Genomic DNA, 23,830 nt, shown 5'->3' on the forward strand with positions numbered 1-23,830 from the left:
AGAACGGGGAGAGGTGAAGCACCGCCCGTTAACGCTTCACTCATCCTTTTCGTCAAAATGGCAGGCCCGGCCATCGCCGTTAGTCGCGGTTTCGCGACTCGCATGGTGATATCGGCGGTCTGGCAAAGCGAGCGTGGCGTATGCGTAACCTGATGATCCTTGCCGCCGTTCTGGTCGGCCTCGGCACCTATATGGGGCAGATGGCGGGCAAGATGTCGGCGGCACCGGCGCCGGCACCTGCCAGCGCATCGCCGAAAAAGGCTCCGCCGCAAACGGTCGCGTACGCCTCCGGCCGCACCCTCGACATTCCCCGCGATGCCCGCGGCCATTTCCAGACCGACGGCCACATCGACGGCCAGCGTATCAATTTCCTGGTCGACACCGGCGCCTCGGTGGTGGCGTTGAATGAGAAGTCCGCGGCCCGCTTCGGCCTGCGTCCTTCGCTCAGCGACTACAACGCGACGGTCTCCACCGCCAACGGCACCATCAAGGCTGCGCGCGCGCGGCTCGCGATGATCGATCTCGGCGGCATCGTGGTGCGGGACGTCGACGCGCTGGTGCTGCCGGACGAAGCGCTGTCGGAGAACCTGCTCGGCATGTCGTTCCTGTCGAAGCTGAAGCGCTTTAACTATGCCAACGGCCGCCTGGTGCTGGAACAGTAAGGTTACCCGGCTACCAAACCGCCGCAATTGATCGCCACAACGCGCCGGCCCGCTATCGCCCGGCCTGCGTATTCGCTATGGCTGCGGTTCCCCTAGCTTTCCACGACAAGGTTATTTCATGTTCCCGAAGCCCAAATCCGTGCTGGTTCCGAATACCTATGCCTTCGAATCCGGGCCGATGGTGAAGGCGACCGGCTTTCGCGAATATGACGCGCGCTGGCTGTTCGAGAAGGAAATCAACCTGATGGGCGTGCAGGCGCTGGGCATGGGGCTCGGCGCGCTGATCGCGGAACTCGGCGTCGCCAAGGAAATCGTCACCGGCCATGATTTCCGCGGCTATTCGGCCTCGATCAAATACGCGCTGATATCAGGCCTGATGGCGGCCGGCTGCAAGGTGCATGATATCGGGCTTGCAGTAACGCCGATGGCCTATTTCGCGCAGTTCGATCTCGACGTGCCCTGCGTCGCGATGGTGACGGCCTCGCATAACGACAATGGCTGGACCGGCGTGAAGATGGGCGCCAACCGTCCGCTCACCTTCGGCCCCGACGAGATGACGCGGCTGAAGGAAATCGTGCTCAATGCCGAGTTCAAGAACAAGGCCGGCGGCTCGTATCAATTCCACGAGAATTTTCCGGCGCGCTACATCGCCGATCTCACCAGCCGTCCGAAGCTGAAGCGCAAGCTGAAGGTCGTGGCCGCCTGTGGCAACGGCACTGCTGGTGCGTTCGCGCCGCAGGTGCTGGAAGCGATCGGCTGCGAGGTGATCCCGCTCGACACCGAGCTCGACCACACCTTTCCGAAATACAATCCGAACCCTGAAGACATGGAGATGCTGCACGCGATCCGCGACGCCGTGCTCAAGCACAAGGCCGATGTCGGCCTCGGCTTCGACGGCGACGGAGACCGCTGCGGCGTGGTCGACAATACCGGCGAGGAAATCTTCGCCGACAAGGTCGGCGTGATGCTGGCGCGCGACATGTCGGCGATCCACAAGGATGCGCAGTTCGTCGTCGACGTGAAATCGACCGGCTTGTTCGTGACCGATCCGGTGCTGCAAAAGCAGGGCGCAAAAACCGCCTACTGGAAGACCGGCCATTCCTACATGAAGCGCCGCACCAACGAGATGGGCGCGCTGGCGGGCTTCGAAAAATCCGGCCACTTCTTCTTCAACAAGCCGTTCGGCCGTGGCTATGACGACGGTCTCGTCTCCGCGATCGCGATCTGCGAAATGCTCGATCGCGCGCCGGACAAGTCGATGGCCGACCTGAAGAATGCAATTCCGAAAACCTGGTCGTCGCCGACGATGTCGCCGCATTGCGGTGACGAGGTGAAGTACGGTGTTGCCGATGCCGTGGTGAAACATTTCGAAGCGCTGCAAAAAAAGGGCGAGACGGTCGCCGGCCAGAAGATCCGCGATCTCGTCACCGTCAACGGCGTGCGCGTGACCGTCGAGGACGGAAGCTGGGGCCTGGTGCGCGCCTCATCCAACAAGCCGGAGCTGGTTGTCGTGGTCGAGAGCCCGGTCTCCGAACAGCGCATGCGCGACATGTTCGAGGCGATGGATTCGGTGCTGCGGACGCATCCGGAAGTCGGCGAATATAATCAGAAGATTTGAGTGAGTAGCGCGCACTCTGGCCACATCAATATTTGTCATCACTAGCGAATGCGGGTGACCCGGTACGCCGCGGCCTCTCGGTTCAATCGCCATAGGGAATCAATTGAGTTGTGCCCGCGGTGCGATTGGAAGTATTTCTCGATTGAATGTGAGACTCTATCCCCTCAGTGCATTGGGTGATCCACGCTTCTTTGCAGCATCAATCGCTAGGCCGCGGCCATCTCGTGGCCAAACACAGTTGCCAATGCTCGAGATTATCCCTCGATGGCTCTCCGGGTTCCGCTGTCGAACGAGCTTACTAAACGATGCTTCCACTCTTCGACTGTTGCGCAATCGCGGTTGACCGAAGCCACAATTCGGTCACCCGTCTGGCCGAGATTTGCTGGTGAGCTTACGGGTTGTCGAGTTTGGAGGCTGCTGTGATTGCGATGAAGACCGCCCGGTTCCTCGGGAAATATGCATCGAGCGATCCAATCAAGCTTGCCGATATCATACGACGGCGCGCTATTGAGCAATTTTCGTCGGCGCCCTCGAGCATTGCGAGAACGCACTTCAGTGGTGTGCAATACGAGCTCGACATGTCTCTTCATCGCATGATGAAGAAATACTTCTTTCATACCCACGAAATGTTCCTCGAGCGCATCTTCGATCGTTGCCTGGTCCCTGGCACGATCTTCGTCGACATTGGCGCGAACTGCGGCTACTGGTCAGCCAGAGCTGCATCGCTCGTCGGCCCGAGCGGCGAGGTGCATGCATTCGAGCCGGTGCCGCAATATTTCAGCATGGTCCGTCGGCTCGCCGAACTCAACCCCGATTATCGGATCATTGCCAACCAGATTGCCTGTGGCGCGCGAAGCGAAACACTCTCCATGGCGGTCGTTGGGCCGGGGCCGACGAACTTCAACAATTACGATACCAACATTGGATCGAGCTCATTGGCTGCGGGCTTCCTTGATCACGCTCACGAGCTCACGGAGCAAATCGCCGTCCAGGTGATTCCCTTCGACGCTTATGTGCGTCATCACAATCTCGATCTCGATCGCATCGGTCTCGTCAAAATCGACGTCGAGGGGTTTGAATCGGCGGTGTTCGACGGTATGCAGGACGTGCTCACAAAGGAGGGCCGCAAGGTGCCGATCCTGTGCGAAATCCTCACCGATCGCACCCGCGCCGAGCCGCTCGACGGCCGGGTAATTATCGAACGCTTGGAATCTTGCGGCTATCGGTGCCTCGACGCCACCCATTTGCGGCCGATTAATCGAGATGCGCTCGGCTTCGAAGAAAATATCTTCTGCTGCTGACGCTCGGGGAACAGCCCGCTCGCAGCGGCAAAGAGGCCGGGAATCAGGCCCGGGCTGAGCCGCGTGCCGGCGAAGGCGGATCGCGGGGGATGACAGTTGTGGTTAGGCGTGAAGCGCGCGCCTTACGCCGCCGGCACCGGCAGCGCGGTCACCGACTTGATCTTCTCCATCGCAAAGCGCGAGGTGACATTCTTCAGCGGTACGGCGCTGATCAGTTTCTTGTAGAACACGTCATAGCTCGCCATGTCGGCGACCACGACGCGCAGCATGTAATCGACGTCGCCGGCCATCCGGTAGAATTCCATCACCTCGGGCATGGCGCTGACAGCGCTGGCGAAGGTCTTCAGCCAGGCTTCCGAGTGGTCGGAGCTTTCGACCGAGACGAACACGGAAATGCCGAGCCCGATCTTGTTCTGGTCGACCAGCGCCACCCGGCGCAGGATCACGCCGTCGGCTTCCAGCCGCTGGATGCGCTTCCAGCACGGTGTCGATGACAGTCCGACCCGGTCGCCGATCTCGGCGACGGAAAGGGAGGCGTCCTCTTGCAGCACGGTGAGGATCTTGCGGTCGATGGCATCCAGGCGGCGGTTGCCTTCGTGGAGCTGAATGGCGACGTCGGTCATGAGAAAATTGTTCCATAGACAAGGTTTTGATACCTCATATATAGAAAAATCTTCTCATGCAAGCCTAACTATTGGCCGCTCCTGGCCACGGCCGCACTTTGGCCATGGCTCAAAAGCTCTTCAACTTCAATACGTTGCGGCGCTGCGAAGGCGCCACCGAAGCGGGTGCATTTCAGCGCTGCGGCGGCGGACGCGAAGCGCAGCGCCTGCCGCAGGTCCTGCTTCTCTGTGATAGCCAGCGCAAACGCGCCGTGGAACACGTCGCCGGCGCCGAGGGTATCGACCGTGTGCACCGGGAAGGCCGGGGTCTCCTGGATACCGCCGTTCTCGTCGAGCCAGATCGTGCCCCGGGGCCCCCTTGTGCCGGCCAGGAAAGACGGGGTCAGCTTTGCGATTTTCTTCAGCGCCTGGGCGTCGTCGGAGACGTCGGCGGTCTCCTGCAGCGGCTCGCTGGAGAACACCAGATGTGTGGAGGCGTTCAACAGGCCCTCGCGCAGCGACATCGCGCGATCGACGTCGACGATCACGGGAATGCCGCGGCGGACGGCCTCGGCGCAAAGCTCGGTGCAAAATTCGGCGCAGCGGCTCTCGGTGAGAATGGCCGCGCAATCGTCCAGCAGCGTGTCGAAGTCGGGCAATTTCACGTGCCATAGTTTCGGATCGCGGAAGGTCACGATGGTGCGCTCGCCGGACGGATCGATCATGACAGCCGAGATCGGCGTCACCAGATCAGGCATATGGATGAGATGCTTCGTCTCGATGCCCTCACGCGCCATCTGATCGAAGATGAAGCGGCTCGATGCTTCGTTGGCATCGCCCATCGGTCCGCAGATCGAGGCGCGGCCGCCGAGCCGAACGATGCCGATCGCGCCATTGAGCGCATTGCCGCCGCAGATTTCGTCGAATGCGGTGGCGTTCTCCTTGGAGCCGCGCCCGGGAACACCAGGCGTATGAAAGGTGAGATCGCGCACCGGCATGCCAATGCAGAGAATCCGCGGCGGGAGTTTGGGCGCCTTGTCTTGAAAGTTCATTCGGGAATCCGTCATGTCAGTTCCGCCCTCTGCCGGAACCAAGGTCCCGAGTTAATCGACTGGCCCATGGACGGTTCCCGCTATGCGCGGGTTTCGTTTCCCCCATGCACCCAGCGGCCGATCAGATGGTGCGCGATCGCAAACGGATGTGCGGCAAATAAGCCGTCAGGATGTTCGCGCCGGTGCATCAATGCGACCTCGTCGCGGCTGAACCAGCGCGCGTCCTCGAGCTCTACGCGATCCACCACGATGTCCTCGTTGAGCGCGCGCGCCGAGCATCCGATCATCAGCGAGGACGGATAGGGCCATGGCTGCGTCATGTAATAGTTGACGTCGGTGCAGCGGATGCCGGATTCCTCGAAAATCTCGCGACAGACCGCGTCTTCGATGGTCTCGGCCGCTTCGACGAAGCCTGCCAGACACGACCACATCCCGGACATGAACTGCTTCTGCCGGCCGAGCAGGCATCGATCGCCGTGCGTGACCAGCATGATCACAACCGGATCGGTGCGGGGGAAATGCTCGGCCTTGCAGCTCGGGCACTCGCGCTTCCAGCCGCCTTCCTTCATTGCGGTGCGTGTACCGCAATTGGCGCAATAGCCGTGGCGCTGGTGCCAGGTCACCATCGATTTAGCCATCGCGATGGCGGAGAGCTGTTCCAGCGGGACGGCGCCCTGCATCGCCATGCCGCGCAGCTCCGTCACGGCGACGTCGTCGCGTCCGATCAGTTTTTCAACGGCCGCGGCCGAAATGCCCATGCCGAAAATGGGCGCGTTGTCGCGCAGGCCCAGAAAGATCGTGCCGGGATTGGCGCCGAGCTTCACCGCCTCTTCGACGCCGAGCAGCACGCGCGGCCCATCCGCCTCCTGCCGCACCAGAAGCGAGTCGCGGTAGATCACATAGGCGCCGGCGTTGCGCTGGCTCTCCATCGCAAACAGTTTTTCGTCATTGCCGCGCAGATGCGCGGCGCGATCGAGGATATTGGTAACGAAAGCAGGCTTCCCGAGCGGATACTTGTCGAATGCGGACATCTGTTCAACCCAACCAGATCTTGCGGCGAAGCGCGTTGATGAAATTCTGTACTTCCTCGGCGTCATGCGCCAGCGGCGGCATCACGCCCCAGACCGGGCGCGGCCAGGCCGCGTCGCTGGTGCGCCGCGCGATGACGTGGACATGCAGCTGCGGCACCAGATTGCCGAGGGCTGCGACATTGAGCTTGTCGCATTTGGTGACTTCTTTCAGCGCTCGCGACACCCGGGATATTTCGGTCATCAGCTGTGCCTGCGCGACGTCGTCGAGGTCGATGATTTCGACCGCGCTTGCCCTGCGCGGCACCAGCAGCAGCCACGGGTAATGCGCGTCCTTGATCACCAGCACCTTGCACAGCGGCAGGTCGCCGATGTCGATCGTGTCCTTTTTGAGCTGTGAGTGCAGCGTCCAGGCGTCTGAGGGCATGCATATTTCCTCGTCATGGCCGGGCTTGTCCCGGCCATCCACGTTTTTTTGCGCGCCGCTGAGGAAGCAAGACGTGGATGGCCGGGTCAAGCCCGGTCACGCCCGGCCATGACGAAATGGGGGTGTTCCGGCGCATGGCACCCGTCAACCCCGCTTGCTTTCCGGCCCTTTTGGCCCCAAATAGGGACCGGGAGATTGGCGGTGGACGAGCCACTCGCCAACCGGGTCAGGTCCGGAAGGAAGCAGCCCTAACGAGGTCCGGATCGGGTCGCTCGTCAGTCTCCTACCTGTTTTTCGAGCGAATCGCGCAGGAAAGCGGCTAGTCCCCGCCATGCGCGCGGTTTCGCGCCTATCCGCAAGCCGGCCCCGAGAGACAATCAATTGCGGATCGACCGATGAGTGATGCTGGCGCTCCCCCCGATAAATCAGACGGCGCTGGCCAGGGCGGTTTCGCGCTCGGCGGCGGCGAGGCCGCCAAGCCCTACCGGGTGCTGGCGCGAAAATACCGTCCCTCCAGTTTTGACGACCTGATCGGCCAGGAGGCGATGGTCCGCACCGTTTCGAATGCGTTCGAAACCGGGCGTATTCCGCAAGCCTGGATCCTGACCGGCGTCCGCGGAGTCGGCAAAACCACGACGGCGCGGATTCTCGCCCGTGCGCTCAACTACGAAAAGCCCGATGGTTCGGTGAGGGGGCCGACTATCCACATGCCGGACCTCGGCGTGCATTGCCAGGCGATCATGGAAAGCCGGCATATGGACGTGCTGGAGATGGACGCGGCGTCCCATACCGGCGTCGACGACGTCCGCCAGATCAATGACAGCGTGCGCTATGCCCCGGCGAGCGCCCGCTACAAGGTCTACATCATCGACGAAGTCCACATGCTGTCGACGGCGGCCTTCAACGCCTTCCTGAAGACGCTGGAAGAGCCGCCCGAGCACGCCAAATTCGTGTTCGCGACCACCGAAATCCGCAAAGTCCCGGTCACCGTGCTGTCGCGCTGCCAGCGTTTCGACCTGCGCAGGGTCGAAGCCGACGTGCTGATGGGGCACCTTTCCAACATTGCGACCAAGGAAGGCGTCGAGGTCGAGCCGGAGACGCTCGGCATTATCGCCCGCGCCGCGGAAGGCTCGGTGCGCGATTCGCTGTCCCTGTTCGACCAGGCGATTGCCCATGCGGCGGGCACCGTGCGCGCCGACGCGGTGCGGCAGATGCTGGGCCTTGCCGACCGCACCCGGGTGATCGACCTGTTCGAGCATCTGGCGCGCGGCGACATCGCCAGCGCCTTCGGTGAATTCCGTTCGCAATACGACGTCGGCGCCGATCCGGTCGTGGTGCTGTCGGACCTCGCCGAATTCGTCAATTTCGTCACCCGCGTGAAGATCGTGCCCGCCACCGCCGACAATGTCGCGTTCGGCGAGACCGAGCGCGTCCGCGCCCGGGAGTTTGCCGCAAAACTGTCGATGCGGGTGCTGTCGCGGATGTGGCAGATGCTGCTCAAGGGCATCACCGAGGTCCAGACCGCGACGCGGCCGGCGGCAGCGGCCGAAATGGTGCTGGTCCGCATCGCCTATGTCGCCGACCTGCCGACGCCGGACGAAGCGATCAAGATGCTCGACCAGAATGGCGGGGGAGCACAGATTGCCTCCGGCGGCGCGGCGTCTGCACGGGCCGCGCCCTCCGCGCCGGTATCTTCAATGTCAGCTCCGCCGATGCGGACGCCGGCCTCGCCCCGCTCGGGCGCGGAAGCCTCCGCTCGCCCGCAAATGGCACCGTCGGCGCAACCGGACTCCGCGCCCGTGCTGCGGATCACGACCTTCCCGCAACTGGTGGCGCTTGCCGGCGAGAAGCGCGATATCCTGACCAAGACGGCGCTGGAGGCCGATATGCGCCTGATCCGCTTCGAGGACGGGCGCCTGGAAGTGGCGCTGGAACGCGTCGCGGCGCGGGGGCTGGTCAACGACCTCTCCCGCAAGCTCGAACTATGGACCGGGCGGCGCTGGACCGTGATCGTCTCCAACGAGGCCGGCCAGCCGACACTGCGCTCGCAAAATGAGCAGGCGAGGAACGAGCACGCCCGGGCCGCCGAGGCTGACCCGCGCGTCCAGGAGGTGCTGGCGCGATTTCCCGGCGCCAAGGTGATTGAAGTGCGCCGGCTTGCCGCCGAGCCGCCGGAATCCAATATTATCGCTGACGACGTGAACGAGACTTCCGACGGCGACGACTGATCGGACTCTCGAGAGGACGGACGAAATGGCTGATTTTCTCGGCATGATGAAGCAGGCCGCGCAACTGCAATCCAAGATGCAGGCGATGCAGGAAGAGCTCGGCAATCTCGAGGTCGAGGGCATCTCCGGCGGCGGACTGGTCGCCGTGCGCATGACCGCGAAGATGGAAGTGAAGGGCGTCAGGATCGATCCCTCGCTGATGAAGGCCGAGGAGCGCGAAGTGCTCGAGGACCTCCTGGTGACCGCGCATGGCGACGCGCGGCGCAAAGCGGAAACCGCGGCGATGGAAAAGATGCAGACACTGACCGGCGGCCTCGGCCTGCCGCCCGGACTCGGTCTGACCTGAAATGGCCGCCAGCGTTGCCGGACCTGAAATCGAACGCCTGATCCAGCTCCTGGCGCGGCTGCCGGGGCTTGGCCCGCGCTCGGCGCGGCGCGCGGCGCTGCACCTGATCAAGAAGCGTGAAGCCCTGATGACGCCGCTCGCTGGCGCGTTGCAGGTCGCGATTGACCGGATCCAGGTCTGCAAGACCTGCGGCAATATCGACACGCAAAATCCCTGCACGGTATGCACCGATCCGCGGCGCGATCCTTCGACCATCGTCGTGGTCGCCGATGTCGCCGATCTCTGGGCGCTGGAACGGGCGAATGCGACCAACGGCCGCTACCACGTGCTCGGCGCCACATTGTCGCCGCTCGACGGTGTCGGCCCGCAGGATCTGACCATCGATGCGCTGGTAGCGCGTGCGCACGAATCACAAGTCAGCGAAATCGTTCTGGCGCTCAACGCAACGGTTGATGGCCAGACCACCGCGCACTACATCACCGATCTTCTTCAGGACGCCAACGTCAAGGTCACCCGGCTCGCGCATGGCGTGCCTGTCGGCGGCGAGCTTGATTATCTCGACGAAGGTACGCTATCGGCTGCCATGCGGCAGCGAACGCTGTTCTAACCCCACAGACGGAACTGATCGATATGACGAAACCACGATTCGGCAGACGCTCCCGCTTTGCGCTCATCATGGCGGCGGCGCTGATCGCGCCTTCCGCATGGGCACAACAGGGCGAGCCGGCGCCGAAGCCCGGCAAGCCGATCAATGCCGGGGACGTGCTGTCAGGCGAACTCAACGCCATGAAGGGCGGCAAGAGGAGCAAGCGCGCCGCGACCTACCAGATCACCAGCGAACCGCGCCGCCTGCCGCCGCCGAACGGGCTGTGCAATCTCGAAACCGGGCCCGAGACATTCCAGCTCGTCACCACCAGCGACGCCCAGGCCGCGCAACTGAAGAATTTCATCGGCAAGGAAATTTCCGTGAAGGTCGACGAAGTCGCCTGCGCACAGGATGCCGGGCAGATGAGCGAAGCCGTCATCACCAAGTGGAGCGTGGTGACGAAGCACTGACGTAGTCACAATATAGGTGTCTTCGCCCGGCTCGACCGGGCGATCCAGTACGCCGCGGCCCATCGGCTCTATCGCGACTGCTCTGGAATACTGGATCCCCGCCTTCGCGGGGATGACAATGGAGCCTAAACCTTCACCGGCCCCACGGCCTCGAAATGCCCGCGCCGCTGCAGCCAGGCCAGCAGGATCAGGCTGGGCACCGCCACCACGACCGAGATCACGAAGAACAGCGGCCAGCCCGTCGTCTCCGCCACAAAGCCCGCGCCTGAGGACAAATAGGTGCGCCCCACAGCGGCCAGCGCGGTGAGCAGTGCGTATTGGGTCGCGGTGTGCAGCGGATTCTGGCACAGCGCCGAGAGATAGGCGACGAAGATCACGGTACCGATCGCGCCGGTGAAGTTTTCCGCGGAAATGGCGGCGGCCAGCGCCCATTGATTGGTGCCAACAAAGGCGAGCCATGCAAACACCAGGTTGGAGATCGCCTGCAGCACACCGCCGATCCAGAGGCTTGCGACCAGCGAATAGCGCCGCGCCACATAGCCGCCGGCAAAGCCGCCGATCAGGGTCGCGGCGAGGCCGACGCCCTTGACGATGGCGGCGTAGTCGTTGCGCGTGAAGCCGAGGTCGATCACGAACGGCGCGGTCATGGTGCCGGAAAACGCGTCGGTGAGCTTGAACAGAACCACGAAGGCGAGCGCCACCCAGGCATGCTTGCGCGACAGAAATTCGGAGAACGCCCCCGTGGCCGCATGCATGACGCGGGTGAGAGCCGTTTCGTCGCGGGTCGCTTCTTCCGCGCGCACCGATTGCCCGGGTTCGGTGGCGGCGAGCGCCGTGAGGGCGCCGATCAGCACCAGCGCGGCCATGACGACATAGCCCCACATCCACGCCGAGCTACGCCCGATGCCGGTGCTCTCGAACGCCGTCACGATAAACAGCACGCCGGCGGTCGACACCAGCATGCCTATCCGGTAGGCCGCGACATATGAGGCCATGCCGGCGGCCTGTTCGCTCTCGGGCAGACTTTCGACGCGAAACGCATCGACCACGATGTCCTGGGTGGAGGACATCGTCGCGACCAGAAGCGCGCCAAGCGCCACGAACAGCGGCGAACGCGCAGGGTCCGTCAATGCCAGCAGCAGGATCGCGCCGATCAGGAGCAGTTGCGAGAACACCAGCCAGCCGCGGCGGCGGCCAAAGGCGCGGGTGAAGACCGGCACATGCAGCGCATCGACCAGCGGCGCCCAGATGAATTTCAGTGTGTAGGGCGTGCCGACCAGCGCAAACAGCCCGATGGTGCCGAGATCGACGCCGGATTCGCGCATCCACACCAGGAGCGTCGACCCCGACAGCGCCAGCGGCAGGCCAGACGAAAAGCCGAGCATCAGCACGATCAGCACGCGCGGCTGCAGATACACGGCCCAGGCCTCGCGCCAGGTGGGCGCAGGGGCGGCCGATGTCGGGGAGGCTGCTTCAGGTGCGGTCATGGAAGGGTGTTAGCAGAGATTCGCCCCCAAAAAGACTGTCATCGCCCGGCTTGACCGGGCGACCCAGTATCCCAGAGGCCTATCCGCCGCCTCCGGCAATCTCAGGGTAAAGGTCAATCCAGTCTGGATTTTGTTTCTCGATCAGCGATATTTTCCATGCTCTCGGCCATTTCTTCAGGCGTTTTTCGCGCTAGATCGCAAATTCGATCTGATCGAATGCTTCGAAATAGACCAGCCGGCTCACCTCATACTTCCTGGTGAAACCTTCTGTGATCTTCAATTTGTGCTCGCCAATGCGACGGACCAGATCATTGGTCACGCCAATGTAGAGCGTGCCGCCGATGCGGCTGGCGAGGATGTAGACGTAGTAGCTGCGTGTTCCCAACTACTGCCTCTGGGATACTGGGTCGCCCGGTCAAGCCGGGCGATGACAGCCTGTTATGTGGTTATAGCTGGGCAATGATCGTCACTCCCCCGCCTGCAGCTTGCGCGGGGCGGGGAACAGCTCGGGGGTGCTGTTGTTGACGAAGCGGGGCACTTCCACCGGCGCGTCCGCCTTGCTGAAGTCGAGTTCCTCGATCCGTCCGGCGCGCTTTTCGATCTTGTCGGCGGAGATCAGGATCTGGCGCACGTCCTCGTTCACGTCGCTGAAGTGTTTTTGCAGCTTCAGCACGCGGTCGCGCAGGCGCCCCAGATCGTCGCCGAGGTTGAGCACTTCGGTGCGGATCTGGTCGGCGGCATCGCGCATCCGCGCGTCCTTCAGGATCTGTTGCATCACTTGGATCGCCAGCATCAACAGCGAGGGCGACACCAGCACGACACGGGCGCGGTAGGCCTTCTGGATCACGTCGTCAAAGCCGTCGTGGATTTCGGCATAGACCGATTCCGACGGCACGAACATCAGCGCGGTGTCCTGCGTTTCACCCGTAATCAGGTATTTCTCGGCGATGTCGTTGACGTGCTTCATCACATCGTTGCGCAGGCGTTGGGTGGCGAATTTGCGCTCCTCGTCGCTGCGCGCGTCGTGCAGCGCGGTCATCGCTTCCAGCGGGAATTTCGCGTCGATGCACAGCGGGCGCTGGTCGGGCAGGAACACCACGCAGTCCGGCCGCTTGCCGGAGGAGAGCGTGTACTGGAATTCGTAGGAGCCCTGCGGCATGCCGTCCTGCACGATCGCTTCCATCCGCGCCTGGCCGAAGGCGCCGCGCGACTGCTTGTTGGCGAGGACGTCGCGCAGCGTGGTCACTTGAGACGTCAGGTCGGTGAGGTTCTTGTGCGCGTTGTCGATGATGCCGAGCCGCTCATGCAGCACGCGCAAGGAATCCATGGTGTGGCGCGTGGTCGCTTCCATCGACTGCCCGACGCGGTGGGTCACCGAATCCAGCCGCTCGTTGACCGCGCGCGCCATCTCGGCCTGACGGCCGGCCAGCGATTGGGCCATGGCGTCGACCCGGCCGGTGGATTCGCTCTGCGCCCGCAGCATCTCGCTCAGGCGCTCTTCCAGTTCGTCGGCGCGGATCGCCTGCGCCATCGCCAGTTCCGCGCCCCGTCGGCCGGAGCGGGCGATCACGATGGCGATGGTCAGCAGCAGCACCAGCGCCAGCGTGCCGAACCCGATCAGCGCCTCGCCAACGTGAATCGGCAGGTCGCCGACCGTGAGAAGAATTTCGTTCATGTCAGCCTTGTAGCCCGATTCGGCATCGGATGCGAACGAAGAGGGAACGTTTATGGTAAACAGCGGGTTAATTTTCGTGGTTAACGCCGCGTTAAAAATCATGGTTAAGGCCGCCTTAACGAGGTCCCCGGCGCATTGACCCCGGCAAATCAGCAGCTTAAATCGCGCGCTATGGCCCTTAGAGAAATCATCATCCTGCCGGACAAGCAGCTCCGGCTGGTCTCCAAACCCGTCGAGAAGGTGACGACGGAGATCCGCAAGCTCGCCGACGACATGTTCGAGACCATGTACGACGCGCCCGGCATCGGGCTGGCGGCAATCCAGGTCGCGCAGCCGCTGCGGCTGATCACCATGGACCTCGCCAAGAAGGACGAGAACGGCGAGACCAAGCCGAAGCCGCGGGTGTTCATCAATCCGGAAATCATCTCCTCGTCCGAAGAATTGTCGGTCTACGAGGAAGGCTGCCTCTCGATCCCCGAATATTACGAGGAGGTCGAGCGCCCCGCGAAGGTCCGCATCCGCTTCACCGATCTCGACGGCAAGGTGCATGAGGAAGACGCCGACGGCCTGTTCGCCACCTGCATCCAGCACGAGATTGACCATCTCAACGGCGTGCTGTTCGTCGATTACCTGTCGAAGCTGAAGCGCGATCGCGTGATGAAGAAGTTTACCAAGGCCGCCAAGCGCGCGGCGGAGTAGGCCCCACTCTATCCTCGTCATGCCCGGGCTTGTCCCGGGCATCCACGTCTTCCTTTCTCGCTGCAGCAAAGACGTGGATGGCCGGGACAAGCCCGGCCATGACGGAGTAAACTAAAACCGTCCCGGGATTTTCCGCCTGATGTCTCTCCGCCTGATCTTCATGGGCACGCCCGATTTCGCGGTGCCGACGCTGCTGGAACTGGTGGCCCATGGCCATGAGGTCGTGGCGGTCTACACCCGCGCGCCAAAACCGGCCGGGCGCGGCATGAAGATGCAGCCGAGCCCGGTGGAGCAGGAGGCACGGCGGCTCGGCATTCCCGTGATGACCCCGGGCACGCTGAAGACGCCGGAAGCGCTCGCCGAATTTCGCACGCACAACGCCGATGCCGCCGTCGTCGTCGCCTACGGCATGATCCTGCCGCAGGCCATTCTCGACACGCCGCGCTATGGCTGCTTCAACCTGCACGGCTCGCTGCTGCCGCGCTGGCGCGGCGCCGCCCCGATCAACCGCGCGATCATGGCCGGCGATGCCGAGAGCGGCGTGATGGTGATGAAGATGGATGTCGGCCTCGACACCGGCGACGTCGCGATGGCGGAGCGGCTGGCGATCACGGACAGCATGACGGCCGCCGATCTGCACGACGCGCTGGCGCCGCTCGGCGCCGACCTGATGGTGCGCGCGATGGGCGGGCTGGAACGCGGCGGATTGCAGCTTACGAAGCAGAGCGAGGACGGCGTCACCTACGCCGCCAAGATCGAGAAGGCCGAGGCGCGGATCGACTGGAAACGGCCGGCACGCGAGGTGCTGCGGCATATTCATGGCCTGTCGCCATTTCCCGGCGCCTGGTGCGAGCTGGCCGGAGAAGCGGAGCCGGTGCGCCTCAAGATACTGCGCTGTGAGTTGGCGAACGGGTCGGGTGCGCCCGGCGATGTGCTCGACGACAACCTTGCCATCGCCTGCGGTGACCGCGCCATTCGCATTGTCGAGCTGCAGCGCGCCGGCAAGGGGCCGATGAAATCAGCGGAATTTCTGCGCGGCACGGCGCTGAAGCCGCCTGCGCGGCTGGACTGATGCCCCGCTACAAGCTCCTCATCGAATATGACGGTACGCCGTTTTCCGGCTGGCAGATCCAGGATAATGCGCCGACCGTACAGGGCGCGCTGGAAGCCGCGGTGAAGGCGATCTGCGGCGAGGAGGTGCGCGTGCACGGCTCGGGCCGCACCGACGCCGGCGTGCACGCGCTGGGGCAGGTCGCGCATTGCGATATTCAGAAGCCGTTTCCGCCGGGCCGCCTGCGTGACGGGCTGAACGCGCATCTGCGACCGCATCCGATCGGCGTGCTCTCGGCCGACATCGTGGCCGATGATTTCGAGGCGCGCTTCTCCGCGACAAGGCGGCACTACCGCTATCGCATCACCAACTCCAGAGCCAACCTCGCGCTCGACATCAAGCGAAGCTGGCGGGTGCCGCGCCATCTCGATACGGATGCGATGGACGTCGCGGCCAAGCGGCTGCTTGGCAAGCACGATTTCACCACCTTCCGCGACACCGAATGCCAGGCGAAGTCGCCAGAGAAGACGCTGGATCAGCTCGACGTCATCAGGGAGGGCGACGCGATTTCGATCCTCACATCCGCCCGGTCGTTCCTGCACAGCCAGGTGCGCTCGATGGTGGGATCGCTGGTGTGGGTTGGCGAAGGCCGCTGGAGCGCCGACGATCTCGCCGCGGCACTAGCCGCCCGTAACCGCGCCGCTTGCGGTCCCGTCGCCCCGCCGGAGGGGCTCTATCTGGTGCGGGTGGAATATTAGGCTGGCTTGAGTACCATGTGCGTGGCGTTTGCCGTCGCGACATGGTCGGTCACCTCGTAGCCAAGAGCCGGTAGATCAAGCCCCGCGAACAGGTTCTCACCAGATCCAAGAAGGATCGGCGCGATCGCAATGTGCATTTCGTCGATCAGGCGGGCGCGCAGATATTGCTGGATGGTCGCGACGCCGCCACCCACCCTGACATCCTTGCCGCCGGCGGCCGCGCGCGCCCTCTGTAGCGCCGCCTCGATGCCCTCTGTGACGAAATGGAAAACCGTGCCGCCCTTCATGGTGATGGGCGCGCGGGCATGATGTGTCAGTACGAAGACATCGCAATGATAAGGCGGCTCGTCGCCCCACCAGCCTTTCCAGGCGTCATCCGGCCAGGGGCCCCGCACCGGGCCGAACATGTTGCGGCCGAGGATCCAGGCGCCGATGTTCTCAAAACCTTGCGTGGCAAAATCATCGTCCGCCCCGCTCGTGCCGCCATCCTTGGCGAACAGCTTTTTCTGAATGGTCTGCGTCGGCAGGATCCATTCGTGCAGCCCCATTCCACCGACGCCGAGCGGATTGTCGGCGTTCTGGCCGGGGCCCGCGCCATAGCCGTCGGCGGATACGCTGAAGCAGCGGACAACGAGCTTGCTTGTGGCTGAACTGGTCATGACGTCACATCCTCAGGGATGATGACGGCACAAGTCAGGCAAAATAGCGGTCCAGCACGCCGCGATAGATTTTCGTCAGCTTCTCCAGGTCGGACACCGGCGTGCGCTCGTCGACCTGGTGCATGGTCTGGCCGACCAGGCCGAACTCGATCACCGGGCAATAGGTTGAAATGAAACGCGCATCCGAGGTGCCGCCGGAAGTCGAGAGCTCCGGCTTGCGTCCGGTGACTTCCTCGATCGCACTGACGGCGAGATCGGTGAAGGCGCCGGGCTTGGTCACGAACACGTTGGAGTTGGAATATTCCCACGCAATGCGGGCGCGGATGCGGTTGCCGCAGGCTTTCGCCAGCCGCTCTTCCACCAGGGCGCGCAGCGTTTCCTGGGTATGGTTGTCGTTGTAGCGGATGTTGAATTTTGCACGCGCCTGTCCGGGGATGACATTGCTCGCGGTGTTGCCGACATCGACCGAGGTAAATTCGAGATTCGATGCCTGAAACTGCGCGCTGCCGCGATCGAGGGGCTCGTCGGAGAGCGCCACGATCAGCCGCGAAATATCCGGCACCGGGTTGGAGGCGCGGTGCGGATAGGCGACATGGCCCTGCACGCCGTCGACATGGAGCGTGCCGGACTGCGAGCCGCGGCGGCCGATCTTGATGCAGTCGCCGAGCACTTCGACATTGGAGGGCTCGCCAAGTACGCAATGGTCGAATTTCTCTCCACGCTCGGCACACCATTTCAAGAGCTTGATGGTGCCGTTGACGGAAATGTCCTCCTCGTCCCCGGTGATCAGAAACGAGATCGAGCCTCCGCCATTTTTTTGCGGCTTGCCGCCATTGTCCTTGAGATAGTCGAGCACGGCGGCGACGCTGCAGGCGATGCCGCCCTTCATGTCGACCGCGCCGCGGCCATAGAGGAAGCCGTCCTTGATATCGCCGGAGAACGCACCCTGCGTCCACGCCGTCTCGTCGCCGGCCGGCACCACGTCGGTATGGCCGGCAAAGGTGATGTGCGGCGCCTCGGTGCCGATGCGGGCGTAGAGGTTGTCGATGTCTGATGTGCCGGGCTCGCCGAAGGTGACGCGATGCACCTCGAAGCCGGCGTCTTTCAACAGGCCTTCGAGGACGCCGAGCGCACCGGCATCGGCAGGCGTGACAGAAGGGCAGCGGACGAGGTCGCGGGTGATGGAAACGGCGTCATTCATAGCCCGGCTTAACACGCCAAACCGGCGGCGGGCTAGCGGTGTGCGGCACCATTTCGATTTCCCTCTGCTGGTCCCAGGGCGGGCGTGTATCGGGCCGCGGCGGCGATGCCAGCGGATCGGGGCCGAACCGGTTGGTCTTGCGGGAGCCCTTGATGAAGTACAATTCGACGAAGATCCAGATGCAGCCAGCGAGGGCGATGAGGCCAAGCGGAAGGGCGGCATCCAAGAAATAGGAATCGTCAGGAAGCAGATCGACGAGCTTGTTGTAGAGTGGAACGGTGAAAAACAGAATCACCCACCAGCCGCTCCTGTCGCGGTCATGGAGGCGTTTGATCGAGGTGGCCAGCCAGACCCACATGAACAGCGTGGAGAAGGCCGTATTGAGAAAAATTCCGGGCAGGTCGGCCAGAGAAAGCGATCGATAGGAAGCAGGATCGAAGACCTTGAAGAGATCTTCGAAGCCGTAGCCGAGATTTTTCGGCGCGGTGCCACCGAACAGGACGACAAGGCCGATCGTCAGCGCGCCCAGGAAGATCATCCAGCACAGGATGATCAGCGTCGCCAGCCAGTACCGGGCGCGGTTGATGCGGCCCTGAAAACTGAACAGATACCAGACGTAGTCCATCGCCCGACCTCCGAACGGCGGCATTTACGCCATCCGGTACATTGGTCGCACCATGGGCCCCGGGGTTCGAACGGGGTGATCCGGCCCGGCTTCGGGCCAGATCATGCCCGAAATGGCCGAATCCTAGTCCCGCAGCAGCTCGTTAATGCTGGTCTTGGCGCGGGTGCGCTCGTCGACGCGCTTGACGATCACGGCGCAGGCGGTCGAGGGGCCGGGCTGGCCGTTCTTCATGGGCTTGCCGGGCAGGGCGCCGGGAACCACGACCGCATATTCCGGCACCTCGCCGATGAAGATTTCGCCGGTCTCGCGGTCGACGATCTTGGTGGAGGCGCCGAGGAACACGCCCATCGACAGCACCGCGCCCTTGCGCACGATCACGCCCTCGGCGACTTCCGAGCGCGCGCCGATGAAGCAATCGTCTTCGACGATCACGGGCTCGGCCTGCAGCGGCTCCAGCACGCCGCCGATGCCGACGCCGCCGGAAATATGCACGCGCTTGCCGATCTGCGCGCAGGAACCAACCGTCGACCAGGTGTCGATCATGGTCGCTTCATCGACATAAGCGCCGAGATTGACGAAAGACGGCATCAGAACGACGTTGCGGGCGATGAAAGCCGAGCGGCGCACGATCGCGCCGGGCACCGCGCGGAATCCCGCATCGCGAAAACGGTTCTCGCCCCAGCCCTCGAACTTCGAGGGCACCTTATCCCACCACGACGCCTTGCCGGGACCGCCGGGGATCTGGCCCATGTCGTTGAGGCGGAACGACAGCAGCACCGCCTTCTTCAGCCACTGATTGACCTTCCACTTGCCCGAGGCCTCGCGCTCGGCGACCCGGGCCTCGCCCTTGTCGAGCAGTTCGAGCGCGTGATCCACGGCCTCGCGAACCTCGCCCTTGGTCGACGTCGAAATGCCGTCGCGGGCATCGAAGGCAGAGTTGACGGTGGATTCGAGCGCGGACAGGGACATCGGGATTTCCTCAGGGATTTCGGGCGAAGCGGGAGGCTTTTTCGGGATTTGGCGGGGGAGAGTCAAGGCGGGATGTCGTCCCTGCCGTCCTCTCAACTCGTCGTCCCCGCGAACGCGGGGACCCATAGCCACGAACGTTCGTGGTTACGACGGGTCGTCGAACAGCGTTCTTAAATCGATAGATCACGCGGTATGGGTCCCGGCGTTCGCCGGGACGACACCGATTAGGTGCTCAACTTCTCCAAAAACCCCGTCAGATCATCCGTGACATGATCGACATAGGCCGCATCCCGGCCTTCCAGCTCCCAATCCTCGCGCACCACTTCCTTGGCGCCGTCGGGCACCACCAGAACCGTGGTCATGCCGAGCTGGTGCGGCACCACGAGGTTGCGGGCGAGGTCCTCGAACATCGCCGATTTCGAGGGATCGACGCCGTGGACGCGCAGGAAACGGTCATAGGTCTGTGGCGCCGGCTTCGGTTCCAGTTCGGCGGCGATGATGTCGAACACCGCCTCGAAATGTTGGGTTATGCCGAGCCGCTCCAGCACCGCGCCGGCATGGTCGGTCGAGCCGTTGGTCAGGATCAGCTTGCGGCCGGGAAGTTTTGCGATCGCAGCCCCCATCGCCGGGTTCGGCTCCAGCGGCGAGTGATCGATCTTGTGCACATAGGCGAGGTAATCGTCGGCGTGCACGCCGTGCTCGGTCATCATGCCGCGCATGCTGGTGCCGTAGCGGCGGTAATAGTCCTTCTGGATCACCCGGGCTTCTTCCGCCGAGATTTTCAGGAACGCGCTGATGAACTCGCCGATGCGGGCGTCAACCTGCTGCCACAGATTGACGTGATGCGGGTACAGCGTGTTGTCGAGATCGAACACCCAGGTGTCGATATGCGTGAAGGGGCGGGGAGTCATTCCGATCGTTGCCATTGCTCTCTCAACCCGTCGTCCCCGCGAACGCGGGGACCCATACGCCGCGGCTGCAATTGATGAGCGCGGTGTGCGTTATCTTTGCGCGTGGCTGGTCTGGGGACAATAATTCAATCCTGTGGTTATGGGTCCCTGCGTTCGCAGGGACGACAATGGAGCGAGGGCCACTCACGGCATCGCAAATCGCAGCGTCTTGCCGCCGCTGGACATATCGACCGGCGTAAAGCCGATCGGCGCCAGCCCGCGCGTGCCGCAATCGCCCTGTTCTGAAATCTCGAACTTGCTGTCGCGCGTGCAGAGCTCCTTCGAGCCGCCCCAATTCAGCGGCCTGTCGCGGTACTTGATGGCGCGGTTCTCGCCGTCGACGGCTTCGGCAAAACTATAGACCTGTTTCGGTTGGCCGGTCACATCGGGATGCAGGCATTTGCCGGGATCGATGCGGTACCAGCCGCGGCTGGTCACGGCCTTGCCGTCATCGGTGGCGACCGCGGCCATGATCTTGTGCGGCGTGTCGTTGCACCAGGTCAGCCCGGTGGCGGAGGGCTTTTGCACCGCGTCGATCATGGTGGTGAAGAAATTTTGCGACTGCACGGTCTCGGCGGCAAGCCCGCGGCTCTTCAGGAACGCCGCGAGCGCGGCTTGCGTCTTCGGCCCGTCGACGCCGTCGATCGGGGCGGCGTCATAGCCGGCGATGACCAGTAGCCGCTGGATGCCGGCCAGCCGCGCCTGCTCATCGTCGTACTCAGAATCCTCGGCGAGATAGGCGACGAGGTTGCCGTCGTCGGTCCGCGTCGGCGTGATCTGGGTGAATGGCGCGGGTGTCTGGTTGCTGCGGCACTGCCGGGCGGCGGCGATGACGAAATTGTCCGGCGCGATGCACAGCGTGTCGCTGCCGTTCTGCGGGATCGGCGAGGCGCCGTAGACGCCGAGCGCGCGCGCATTCAGCAGGATGCGGTCGGCGGTCAGCGCACCCTGCAGCACCACGCGGCAGGCGGCCGGATCGATCCGGAACCAGCCGCGTGTCGCGGTCGCCGATTTCTCGTCGATGCCGATCGCGGCCTCGACGACATAGCTCATGCGGTTGCAGAGCTTCAAATCGGCAAAGGCGGGCAGCGAGGAAACGAACAGCGAGATCGCCGCCGCGGGCAGCGACATCAGGAAACGCGTCAATGTTGAGCGAGGTCGCAGCCCGATTTTCCCCTCGTCATGCCCGGCCATGACGGCCCTGGTTCGCGTCGCCGCTGTGCTCATTACTTGTGGATCAGCGTGCCGGTGCCCTGATTGGTGAACAACTCCAGCAGCACCGCGTGCTGCATCTTGCCGTCGATGATGACGACGCCCTGCACGCCCTGTTCGAGCGCATAAATGCAGGTTTCGACCTTCGGAATCATGCCGCCGGAAATCGTGCCGTCGGCGATCAGCTTTCGCGCGTCCTTCACCGAGAGTTCCGGAATAAGCTTCTTCGACTTGTCGAGCACGCCGGGAACGTCGGTCAGCAGCAGCAGCCGCTTGGCCTTGAGCGCGCCGGCCACCGCGCCGGCAAAGGTGTCGGCGTTGACGTTGAGCGTGTGGCCGTCATGCGAGGTCGCCAGCGGCGCCAGCACCGGGATCAACTCATAGCCGATCAACTGGTTCAACAGCGTGAGATCGACCTTGTCGGGGTCGCCGACGAAGCCGAGATCGATCGCCTTTTCGATGTTCGAATCCGGATCGACCATGGTTCGCGACGTCTTTGACGCCTTCACCATGTTGCCGTCCTTGCCGGAGAGGCCGACGGCCTTGCCGCCGGCCTCGTTGATGTAGCCGACGAGCTGCTTGTTGACCGAGCCGGCCAGCACCATCTCGACGATCTCGATCGTCGCCGCATCGGTGATGCGAAGCCCGGCGGCGAATTCCGACTGGATGCCGAGCCGTTTCAGCATGGTCGCGATCTGCGGCCCGCCGCCATGGACCACCACCGGATTGATCGCGGTCTGCTCCAGCAGCACGATGTCGCGCGCAAACGCCTTGGCGGTTTCTTCCGCGCCCATGGCATGGCCGCCATATTTGATGACGATGGTTTCCTCGTCGTACTGCTGCATATGCGGCAGCGCTTCCGACAGGATGCGGGCCTGATCGAGCGGGCTGATATTCTGCGTCATGAAGCGGGTCTCGCCATTGCCGATGTCGGGCCGGGTTCTATCTGATTGGCGGGCAGGGCGCAAAGTGCTCTCTCTTCCCCTCTCCTCTTGTGGGAGAGGGTGGATCGAATGGGCGAAGCTCATTCGAGACGGGTGAGGGGTTCTCTCCGCATACACAGATCCCCGTGGAGACAACCCCTCATCCGGCGCCGTAGCCGATGCGAAGCATCGGCGTTCTAAGAGACGGCGGCCATGGGCCGCCTATGCCACCTTCTCCCACAAGGGGAGAAGGAAGAGGACTCAACCCCGCTTCGGCCAGGCCGCCGCGACCGCCAGCGCCAGCCAGCTCGCGATCAGCAGCGTCCCGCCGGTCGGCGCGGCCATTGGAAACAGCCCGTGCCCGGCATAGTGCCGCAGCGTCAGGTCGCCGGCGAACAGGCCGGCCGCGAGCACGAAGCCGCAAGCCGCGGTGATACCGATTTTCGCGTGCACGATCCCGCGCTCGGCCAGCGCGACGGCACCTAATACGGCGCACGCATGAAACAGCAGCACCGATGAGGCCACCGTCAGCCGCGAGGCGTCGGCCCCATGCGCGGCCGCGGCCGCCAGCATGACGCCGTCGGCGCCCATGATCCCGGCGAGAACGATCAGGATGCGGTATGCGCGGGTCATCAGGCGCGCTCGCGCAACAGGCGCACCATCGCGGCGCGCAATTCCGGCATGCCAGCGCCCGAGCGCGAGGATGTCACCAGAATTTCCGGAAACGCGGCAGGATGCTTGGCGAGCGCGGCCGTGGTCTCGCTGATGGATTTTTCCAGCTCGGCCCGCTTCACCTGATCCGCCTTGGTCAGTACCACCTGATAGCTGACGGCGGACTTATCCAGCGTCTTCAGCACGTCCTGGTCGACATCCTTGATGCCGTGGCGCGCGTCGATCAGCACATAGACTCGCGCCAGCGTGGCGCGCCCCAGCAGGAATTGGTGGATCAGCCTGGTCCAGGAGGCGACCTGGGTCTTCGGCGCCGAGGCGTAGCCGTAGCCGGGCATGTCGACCAGCCGCAGGCCAGCCTTGTCCGGGCCGTCGAAGAAGATCAGCTCCTGGGTGCGGCCCGGCGTATGCGAGGTGCGCGCCAGCGCGTTGCGACCGGTCAGCGCGTTGATCAGGCTGGATTTGCCGACATTGGAGCGGCCGGCGAACGCCACTTCCATGCCCGCCATCGGCGGCAGCGTCTCGATCGAGGGCGAGGCCCAGACGAACTTCCAGTCGCCGGCGAAGAGCTTTCGCCCTTCTTCAATCAGCTCCGCATCAGGCTCGGCGGTCATGCGAAGGTTCTCGATTCA

The 23,830-nt window shown here is 63.6% G+C and carries 25 protein-coding genes, 1 other RNA gene and 1 pseudogene; 11 read left to right on the forward strand and 16 right to left on the reverse strand.

All coding sequences use genetic code 11. The features are described 5' to 3' along the window. The first annotated feature begins 140 nt into the window (after window positions 1–140). From LMTR21_RS02720 to LMTR21_RS02730, 3 genes are all read left to right on the forward strand, one after another. Complete coding sequence (locus LMTR21_RS02720) at window positions 141–662, forward strand: TIGR02281 family clan AA aspartic protease (protein ID WP_065751779.1); 522 nt, start codon at window positions 141–143, stop codon at window positions 660–662. Between the two features lie 118 nt (window positions 663–780). Continuing rightward, window positions 781–2,280 (forward strand): phosphomannomutase/phosphoglucomutase, encoded by a 1,500-nt coding sequence (locus LMTR21_RS02725; RefSeq protein WP_065751780.1) that lies wholly within the window; start codon window positions 781–783, stop codon window positions 2,278–2,280. Window positions 2,281–2,708: 428 nt separating this feature from the next. Then, window positions 2,709–3,581, forward strand: coding sequence for an FkbM family methyltransferase (locus LMTR21_RS02730; RefSeq protein ID WP_246175997.1), 873 nt, complete (start codon window positions 2,709–2,711; stop codon window positions 3,579–3,581). Window positions 3,582–3,703: 122 nt separating this feature from the next. Here LMTR21_RS02730 and LMTR21_RS02735 read toward each other — a convergent pair whose 3' ends face one another. The 4 genes from LMTR21_RS02735 to LMTR21_RS02750 form a co-directional block, all read right to left on the reverse strand. Continuing rightward, the gene (locus LMTR21_RS02735) at window positions 3,704–4,204 is read right to left on the reverse strand and encodes an Lrp/AsnC family transcriptional regulator (protein ID WP_065751782.1); all 501 of its coding nucleotides are present in this window, start codon (window positions 4,202–4,204) and stop codon (window positions 3,704–3,706) included. Between the two features lie 68 nt (window positions 4,205–4,272). Next, window positions 4,273–5,235 (reverse strand): sugar kinase, encoded by a 963-nt coding sequence (locus LMTR21_RS02740; RefSeq protein WP_065751783.1) that lies wholly within the window; start codon window positions 5,233–5,235, stop codon window positions 4,273–4,275. Window positions 5,236–5,315: 80 nt separating this feature from the next. Next, window positions 5,316–6,266 carry an NAD(+) diphosphatase gene (nudC, locus tag LMTR21_RS02745; protein ID WP_065751784.1) on the reverse strand — a complete coding sequence of 317 codons (951 nt, stop codon included), beginning with the start codon at window positions 6,264–6,266 and terminating at the stop codon, window positions 5,316–5,318. Window positions 6,267–6,270: 4 nt separating this feature from the next. Then, entirely contained in the window at window positions 6,271–6,690 is a 420-nt protein-coding gene (locus LMTR21_RS02750; RefSeq protein WP_065751822.1) for an HIT domain-containing protein, read from the reverse strand. Between the two features lie 190 nt (window positions 6,691–6,880). On the opposite strand from LMTR21_RS02750, the gene ffs reads away from it, so the two are divergent. From ffs to LMTR21_RS02775, 5 genes are all read left to right on the forward strand, one after another. Further along, window positions 6,881–6,977, forward strand: an RNA gene (gene ffs / locus LMTR21_RS02755) — signal recognition particle sRNA small type. 108 nt (window positions 6,978–7,085) lie between these two features. Further along, window positions 7,086–8,918, forward strand: a complete 1,833-nt coding sequence (locus LMTR21_RS02760) for a DNA polymerase III subunit gamma/tau (RefSeq protein ID WP_065751785.1) — start codon at window positions 7,086–7,088, stop codon at window positions 8,916–8,918. A gap of 25 nt (window positions 8,919–8,943) precedes the next feature. Further along, entirely contained in the window at window positions 8,944–9,264 is a 321-nt protein-coding gene (locus LMTR21_RS02765; protein ID WP_065751786.1) for a YbaB/EbfC family nucleoid-associated protein, read from the forward strand. Between the two features lies 1 nt (window position 9,265). After that, entirely contained in the window at window positions 9,266–9,871 is a 606-nt protein-coding gene (recR, locus tag LMTR21_RS02770) for a recombination mediator RecR (protein ID WP_057839690.1), read from the forward strand. Window positions 9,872–9,894: 23 nt separating this feature from the next. Further along, window positions 9,895–10,320: a hypothetical protein gene (locus LMTR21_RS02775; RefSeq protein ID WP_065751787.1), complete on the forward strand. Its 426-nt coding sequence runs from the start codon at window positions 9,895–9,897 to the stop codon at window positions 10,318–10,320. Window positions 10,321–10,445: 125 nt separating this feature from the next. Here the strand turns inward: LMTR21_RS02775 and LMTR21_RS02780 are convergent, their stop codons facing one another. The 3 genes and pseudogenes from LMTR21_RS02780 to LMTR21_RS02790 form a co-directional block, all read right to left on the reverse strand. Continuing rightward, window positions 10,446–11,807, reverse strand: a complete 1,362-nt coding sequence (locus LMTR21_RS02780; protein ID WP_065751788.1) for an AmpG family muropeptide MFS transporter — start codon at window positions 11,805–11,807, stop codon at window positions 10,446–10,448. 79 nt (window positions 11,808–11,886) lie between these two features. After that, a pseudogene (locus tag LMTR21_RS02785) lies at window positions 11,887–12,192 on the reverse strand (GIY-YIG nuclease family protein). Between the two features lie 81 nt (window positions 12,193–12,273). Continuing rightward, window positions 12,274–13,482, reverse strand: coding sequence for a DNA recombination protein RmuC (locus LMTR21_RS02790; RefSeq protein ID WP_065751823.1), 1,209 nt, complete (start codon window positions 13,480–13,482; stop codon window positions 12,274–12,276). A 171-nt stretch (window positions 13,483–13,653) separates the two neighbouring features. On the opposite strand from LMTR21_RS02790, the gene def reads away from it, so the two are divergent. The 3 genes from def (at window position 13,654) to truA (ending at window position 15,990) form a co-directional block, all read left to right on the forward strand. Continuing rightward, entirely contained in the window at window positions 13,654–14,181 is a 528-nt protein-coding gene (gene def, locus LMTR21_RS02795; RefSeq protein ID WP_065751789.1) for a peptide deformylase, read from the forward strand. Between the two features lie 139 nt (window positions 14,182–14,320). Then, window positions 14,321–15,253 (forward strand): methionyl-tRNA formyltransferase, encoded by a 933-nt coding sequence (gene fmt / locus LMTR21_RS02800; RefSeq protein WP_065751790.1) that lies wholly within the window; start codon window positions 14,321–14,323, stop codon window positions 15,251–15,253. Next, window positions 15,253–15,990, forward strand: coding sequence for a tRNA pseudouridine(38-40) synthase TruA (gene truA / locus LMTR21_RS02805; protein ID WP_065751791.1), 738 nt, complete (start codon window positions 15,253–15,255; stop codon window positions 15,988–15,990). The genes fmt and truA overlap by 1 nt, the downstream gene beginning before the upstream one ends. Here truA and LMTR21_RS02810 read toward each other — a convergent pair. The 9 genes from LMTR21_RS02810 to yihA all read right to left on the reverse strand — a co-directional run bounded on the left by LMTR21_RS02810 (window position 15,987) and on the right by yihA (window position 23,812). Continuing rightward, entirely contained in the window at window positions 15,987–16,649 is a 663-nt protein-coding gene (locus tag LMTR21_RS02810; RefSeq protein ID WP_065751792.1) for a dihydrofolate reductase family protein, read from the reverse strand. The genes truA and LMTR21_RS02810 overlap by 4 nt on opposite strands. Before the next feature lie 34 nt (window positions 16,650–16,683). Then, window positions 16,684–17,850, reverse strand: coding sequence for a succinyl-diaminopimelate desuccinylase (gene dapE / locus LMTR21_RS02815; protein ID WP_065751793.1), 1,167 nt, complete (start codon window positions 17,848–17,850; stop codon window positions 16,684–16,686). Further along, the gene (locus LMTR21_RS02820) at window positions 17,843–18,475 is read right to left on the reverse strand and encodes a DUF805 domain-containing protein (RefSeq protein ID WP_065751794.1); all 633 of its coding nucleotides are present in this window, start codon (window positions 18,473–18,475) and stop codon (window positions 17,843–17,845) included. Before LMTR21_RS02820 ends, dapE begins: the two co-directional genes overlap by 8 nt. Before the next feature lie 123 nt (window positions 18,476–18,598). Then, window positions 18,599–19,444: a 2,3,4,5-tetrahydropyridine-2,6-dicarboxylate N-succinyltransferase gene (gene dapD, locus LMTR21_RS02825; RefSeq protein ID WP_065751795.1), complete on the reverse strand. Its 846-nt coding sequence runs from the start codon at window positions 19,442–19,444 to the stop codon at window positions 18,599–18,601. A 224-nt stretch (window positions 19,445–19,668) separates the two neighbouring features. Continuing rightward, entirely contained in the window at window positions 19,669–20,370 is a 702-nt protein-coding gene (locus tag LMTR21_RS02830) for a pyrimidine 5'-nucleotidase (protein ID WP_065751796.1), read from the reverse strand. A 168-nt stretch (window positions 20,371–20,538) separates the two neighbouring features. Beyond that, window positions 20,539–21,525 (reverse strand): DUF1036 domain-containing protein, encoded by a 987-nt coding sequence (locus LMTR21_RS02835; RefSeq protein WP_065751824.1) that lies wholly within the window; start codon window positions 21,523–21,525, stop codon window positions 20,539–20,541. 95 nt (window positions 21,526–21,620) lie between these two features. Next, window positions 21,621–22,511, reverse strand: a complete 891-nt coding sequence (gene argB, locus LMTR21_RS02840; RefSeq protein WP_065751797.1) for an acetylglutamate kinase — start codon at window positions 22,509–22,511, stop codon at window positions 21,621–21,623. A 279-nt stretch (window positions 22,512–22,790) separates the two neighbouring features. Continuing rightward, window positions 22,791–23,162 carry a DUF423 domain-containing protein gene (locus LMTR21_RS02845; RefSeq protein ID WP_065751798.1) on the reverse strand — a complete coding sequence of 124 codons (372 nt, stop codon included), beginning with the start codon at window positions 23,160–23,162 and terminating at the stop codon, window positions 22,791–22,793. Beyond that, window positions 23,162–23,812 (reverse strand): ribosome biogenesis GTP-binding protein YihA/YsxC, encoded by a 651-nt coding sequence (gene yihA / locus LMTR21_RS02850; protein WP_065751799.1) that lies wholly within the window; start codon window positions 23,810–23,812, stop codon window positions 23,162–23,164. The genes LMTR21_RS02845 and yihA overlap by 1 nt, the downstream gene beginning before the upstream one ends. Between the last annotated feature and the right edge of the window lie 18 nt (window positions 23,813–23,830).

The sequence above is a fragment of the Bradyrhizobium paxllaeri genome (genome assembly GCF_001693515.2).
Taxonomy (GTDB): domain Bacteria; phylum Pseudomonadota; class Alphaproteobacteria; order Rhizobiales; family Xanthobacteraceae; genus Bradyrhizobium; species Bradyrhizobium paxllaeri.